Genomic DNA, 5,000 nt, shown 5'->3' with positions numbered 1-5,000 from the left:
GCTAAATGGTTCTTTTACCAGATTGATTTATTACAAACCGCTCTAAGTTATAGTCCTTTCATTCATAATTATGAATATGATATATACAAAAGTACACCTGCCTATAGTGTACGACTAGGAGTAGCGTTACGAGAAAAACAAAAAGAAACTTTTAAACTTGTTCGTAACCCTTATAGGAGAGCAGTCAGTTCCTTCGTATCCTTAATTGGACCTCCTTATATGGAAAATCCCGAATGGAAACCCATCCGAAAGTTTTTATATCAAGATGAAAATTCCTCCAAAGGGATCTCATTTAAACAATTTCTATACTATCTATTTATAAAAGGGGCTCACGCAAGTGATATTAACCCACATTTCACACAACAATATATAGCTGGTGAAGAAGAATATGTGACCAATTATATATACTTAGAAAACTTCGATCAGGAAATGAAAGAATTAGAAAAGCGTTTCGAATTAAAAACCGCACCAATAAATGAGTTCTCAACATCATGGCATCATCAAACTCCCGCCATGATTTATAAAGGGAATTTTAGCGAAGGCGATATTACTGATCCTTTATTTCCACGTCATCCAACTTTTGAAAGCTTTTATGATACTGAATGTATACAACTTGTCCAAACAATATTTCAAAATGATTTCGACACATATAAATACAGCAAAGAATATCCATACTAACTTTAGTCTATTATCTTTGCTAAATAAAAAAGATACTTCATATATAAGGTATCTTTTTAACATTTCAATTATATAAATCATACTGTTTAACAGTCTCTATTCTCCACCTTGTTACCTTTTAATAGATTACATAACTTTTGCTTATCCGCCCATCCTACTCCAATTAAGACTAAACTCGCTCCCATTATTACTCTCCATGTCAGAGATTCATTTAATAGAATAATTGAAGTAATAATACTTATTAATGGTAATGCATTTAAATATAATCCGCTTACTGATGCTGAAACTCTCTCTAGCGCTTTATTCCAAAACCAATACGCTAAAATTGTTGCTCCAATAACAAGGTATATTACACTAAGTCCCGTTTTCCAGGTTTCAACCTTTGGGAGACCGTAATAAAAAATTTCTACCAGTGCAAACGGTAAGAGAATAACAGCTCCAATAATTAAAGTTAATGTTGTAAAAACCTCGTTTGATAAATACTGTTCTTGTTTTGGTCGTTTTAGCAAAACTGTGTAGAAAGCAAATAGAAAAGTACTTAATAATATTAGTATATCTCCTATTAAGGACACTTCTTGATTAGCACTTTTAGATGGAATCGTAATAAAGAGTACTCCTATAGCACCCAATATAATTCCTATCCAATAATTCAATCGAATTTCCTCTTTTAAAAAGAGTGCTGAAAAAAGAATTGTAACTAATGGTAATGCAGCATCTATAATACTCACATGTAATCCACTTGTTAAAGAAATGCCGTAGGATGTAAACATAAAATAACCAGCTACACCGGTAAAAGCTAACAAACTCATTCTTTTCCATGGAACTTTTTTATGTACAACTGATTTTTGTAGTTCCTTAAATGAGAATAGCATACAAATTCCACCTGCAAAGAAAAGACGAATAAATAACAAAGTAAACGGCTGAATAGATTCTAACGCCCATTTTGTTGGCGCAATGGCTGTGCCCCATAATATAACAGCCACTAATAACATGCATATTTCTTTCATAATTCCCCACACCCATCAAAAATATATGTTAACTACCTTAATTATAGATTTTTTCTAATGTAAAATCCTTTAAAAGCACAAAAGGTTATGTAAGATCACAAACATTCTTTTTATATCTGGACTATATTCTTGAAAAGGTAATTCTTACCTTTAAATTAAAAATAATAAAAATAATAAAAATAAACACAAAAAACCTAAGTCAAAATGACTTAGGTTCTTGCTTGGCGACGTCCTACTCTCACAGGGACAAGGTCCCAACTACCATCGGCGCTAGAGAGCTTAACTTCCGTGTTCGGTATGGGAACGGGTGTGACCTCTCTGCCATCATCACCAAACTATGAAGGCATATTCCTTCAAAACTAGATAACATTTGCTACATATTATATGGTTAAGTCCTCGATCTATTAGTATTCGTCAGCTCCACATGTCACCATGCTTCCACCTCGAACCTATCAACCTGATCATCTTTCAGGGATCTTACTAGCTTACGCTATGGGAAATCTCATCTTGAGGGGGGCTTCATGCTTAGATGCTTTCAGCACTTATCCCTTCCGCACATAGCTACCCAGCTATGCCCTTGGCAGAACAACTGGTACACCAGCGGTGCGTCCATCCCGGTCCTCTCGTACTAAGGACAGCTCCTCTCAAATTTCCTACGCCCACGACGGATAGGGACCGAACTGTCTCACGACGTTCTGAACCCAGCTCGCGTACCGCTTTAATGGGCGAACAGCCCAACCCTTGGGACCGACTACAGCCCCAGGATGCGATGAGCCGACATCGAGGTGCCAAACCTCCCCGTCGATGTGGACTCTTGGGGGAGATAAGCCTGTTATCCCCGGGGTAGCTTTTATCCGTTGAGCGATGGCCCTTCCATGCGGAACCACCGGATCACTAAGCCCGACTTTCGTCCCTGCTCGACTTGTAGGTCTCGCAGTCAAGCTCCCTTATGCCTTTGCACTCTACGAATGATTTCCAACCATTCTGAGGGAACCTTTGGGCGCCTCCGTTACACTTTAGGAGGCGACCGCCCCAGTCAAACTGCCCACCTGACACTGTCTCCCGGGTCGATAAGACCCGTAGGTTAGAATTTCAATACAGTCAGGGCGGTATCCCACCAGCGCCTCCACCGAAGCTAGCGCTCCGGTTTCAATGGCTCCCGCCTATCCTGTACAAACTGTACCAAAATTCAATATCAGGCTACAGTAAAGCTCCACGGGGTCTTTCCGTCCTGTCGCGGGTAACCTGCATCTTCACAGGTACTATAATTTCACCGAGTCTCTGGTTGAGACAGTGCCCAAATCGTTACACCTTTCGTGCGGGTCGGAACTTACCCGACAAGGAATTTCGCTACCTTAGGACCGTTATAGTTACGGCCGCCGTTTACTGGGGCTTCAGTTCAGAGCTTCGCTTACGCTAACCCCTCTCCTTAACCTTCCAGCACCGGGCAGGTGTCACCCCCTATACTTCGCCTTACGGCTTCGCAGAGAGCTGTGTTTTTGCTAAACAGTCGCTTGGGCCTATTCACTGCGGCTTTCCGTTAAGAAAGCACCCCTTCTCCCGAAGTTACGGGGTCATTTTGCCGAGTTCCTTAACCAGAGTTCTCTCGCACACCTTAGGATTCTCTCCTCGCCTACCTGTGTCGGTTTGCGGTACAGGCACCTTTTATCTCGCTAGAAGCTTTTCTTGGCAGCGGGGAATCAAAGACTTCGCTCCATAAGGAGCTTCCCCATCACAGCTCAGCCTTCACGATAAGCGGATTTGCCTACTTATCAGCCTAACTGCTTGGACGTGCACAACCAATCGCACGCTTCTTCTATCCTTCTGCGTCCCTCCATTGCTCAAACGATAAAGAGGTGGTACAGGAATATCAACCTGTTGTCCATCGCCTACGCCTGTCGGCCTCGGCTTAGGTCCTGACTAACCCTGAGCGGACGAGCCTTCCTCAGGAAACCTTAGGCATTCGGTGGACGGGATTCTCACCCGTCTTTCGCTACTCATACCGGCATTCTCACTTCTAAGCACTCCACCAGTCCTTCCGGTCTGACTTCACTGTCCTTAGAACGCTCCCCTACCACTGATACCATTGGTATCAATCCGCAGCTTCGGTGGTGTATTTAGCCCCGGTACATTTTCGGCGCAGAGTCACTCGACTAGTGAGCTATTACGCACTCTTTAAATGGTGGCTGCTTCTAAGCCAACATCCTAGTTGTCTAAGCAACTCCACATCCTTTTCCACTTAATACACACTTTGGGACCTTAGCTGGCGGTCTGGGCTGTTTCCCTTTTGACTACGGATCTTATCACTCGCAGTCTGACTCCTAAGGATAAGTCATTGGCATTCGGAGTTTGACTGAATTCGGTAATCCGATGAGGACCCCTAGTCCAATCAGTGCTCTACCTCCAAGACTCTTACACTTAAGGCTAGCCCTAAAGCTATTTCGGGGAGAACCAGCTATCTCCAGGTTCGATTGGAATTTCTCCGCTACCCACACCTCATCCCCGCACTTTTCAACGTGCGTGGGTTCGGGCCTCCATTCAGTGTTACCTGAACTTCACCCTGGACATGGGTAGATCACCTGGTTTCGGGTCTACGACCACGTACTAAACGCCCTATTCAGACTCGCTTTCGCTGCGGCTCCGCCTCTTCAGCTTAACCTCGCACGGGATCGTAACTCGCCGGTTCATTCTACAAAAGGCACGCCATCACCCGTTAACGGGCTCTGACTATTTGTAGGCACACGGTTTCAGGATCTCTTTCACTCCCCTTCCGGGGTGCTTTTCACCTTTCCCTCACGGTACTGGTTCACTATCGATCACTAGGGAGTATTTAGCCTTGGGAGATGGTCCTCCCAGATTCCGACGGAATTTCACGTGTTCCGCCGTACTCAGGATACATTCAAGAGAGAACGAAGTTTCGACTACGGGGTTGTTACCCTCTACGACGGACCTTTCCAGGTCGCTTCGTCTACCTCGTTCCTTTGTAACTCCGTATAGAATGTCCTACAACCCCAAGAGGCAAGCCTCTTGGTTTGGGCTATGTTCCGTTTCGCTCGCCGCTACTCAGGAAATCGCATTTGCTTTCTCTTCCTCCAGGTACTTAGATGTTTCAGTTCCCTGGGTCTGTCTTCCTTACCCTATGTATTCAGATAAGGATACCATACCATTACGTATGGTGGGTTTCCCCATTCGGAAATCTTCGGATCAAAGCTTACTTACAGCTCCCCGAAGCATATCGGCGTTAGTCCCGTCCTTCATCGACTCCTAGTGTCAAGGCATCCACCGTGCGCCCTTTCTAACTTAACCAAACTAAAA

At 43.8% G+C, this 5,000-nt stretch carries 2 protein-coding genes and 2 rRNA genes (1 of these 4 cut by a window edge); 1 reads left to right on the top strand and 3 read right to left on the bottom strand.

The genetic code is table 11. From position 1 onward, the window contains the following. Positions 1-678, top strand: partial view of a sulfotransferase family 2 domain-containing protein gene (locus tag V6946_RS01600; RefSeq protein WP_000483017.1) — the 3' portion only. 114 nt of this gene lie to the left of the window's left edge; the window shows 678 of its 792 coding nt (coding positions 115-792); its start codon lies beyond the left edge, outside the window; its stop codon occupies positions 676-678. Between the two features lie 86 nt (positions 679-764). Here V6946_RS01600 and V6946_RS01595 read toward each other — a convergent pair whose 3' ends face one another. The 3 genes from V6946_RS01595 to V6946_RS01585 form a co-directional block, all read right to left on the bottom strand. Beyond that, positions 765-1,685, bottom strand: coding sequence for a DMT family transporter (locus V6946_RS01595; protein ID WP_000658274.1), 921 nt, complete (start codon positions 1,683-1,685; stop codon positions 765-767). Between the two features lie 219 nt (positions 1,686-1,904). Beyond that, positions 1,905-2,020: ribosomal RNA gene (rrf, locus tag V6946_RS01590) — 5S ribosomal RNA — on the bottom strand. 49 nt (positions 2,021-2,069) lie between these two features. Beyond that, positions 2,070-4,991, bottom strand: a 23S ribosomal RNA gene (locus tag V6946_RS01585). Positions 4,992-5,000 lie beyond the last annotated feature (9 nt).

The sequence above is a fragment of the Bacillus sp. PPSBB_2 genome (genome assembly GCF_045291115.1).
In the GTDB taxonomy this organism is placed as follows: Bacteria; Bacillota; Bacilli; order Bacillales; family Bacillaceae_G; genus Bacillus_A; species Bacillus_A cereus.
Note: the sequence above shows the minus strand (reverse complement) of the source record. Positions and strands in the feature narration are given on the sequence as shown.

Bases quoted from the DNA above. Each gene is read 5' to 3' on its own strand.
- V6946_RS01595 (WP_000658274.1), bottom strand. From the start codon at position 1,685: ATGAAAGAAATATGCATGTTATTAGTGGCTGTTATATTATGGGGCACA.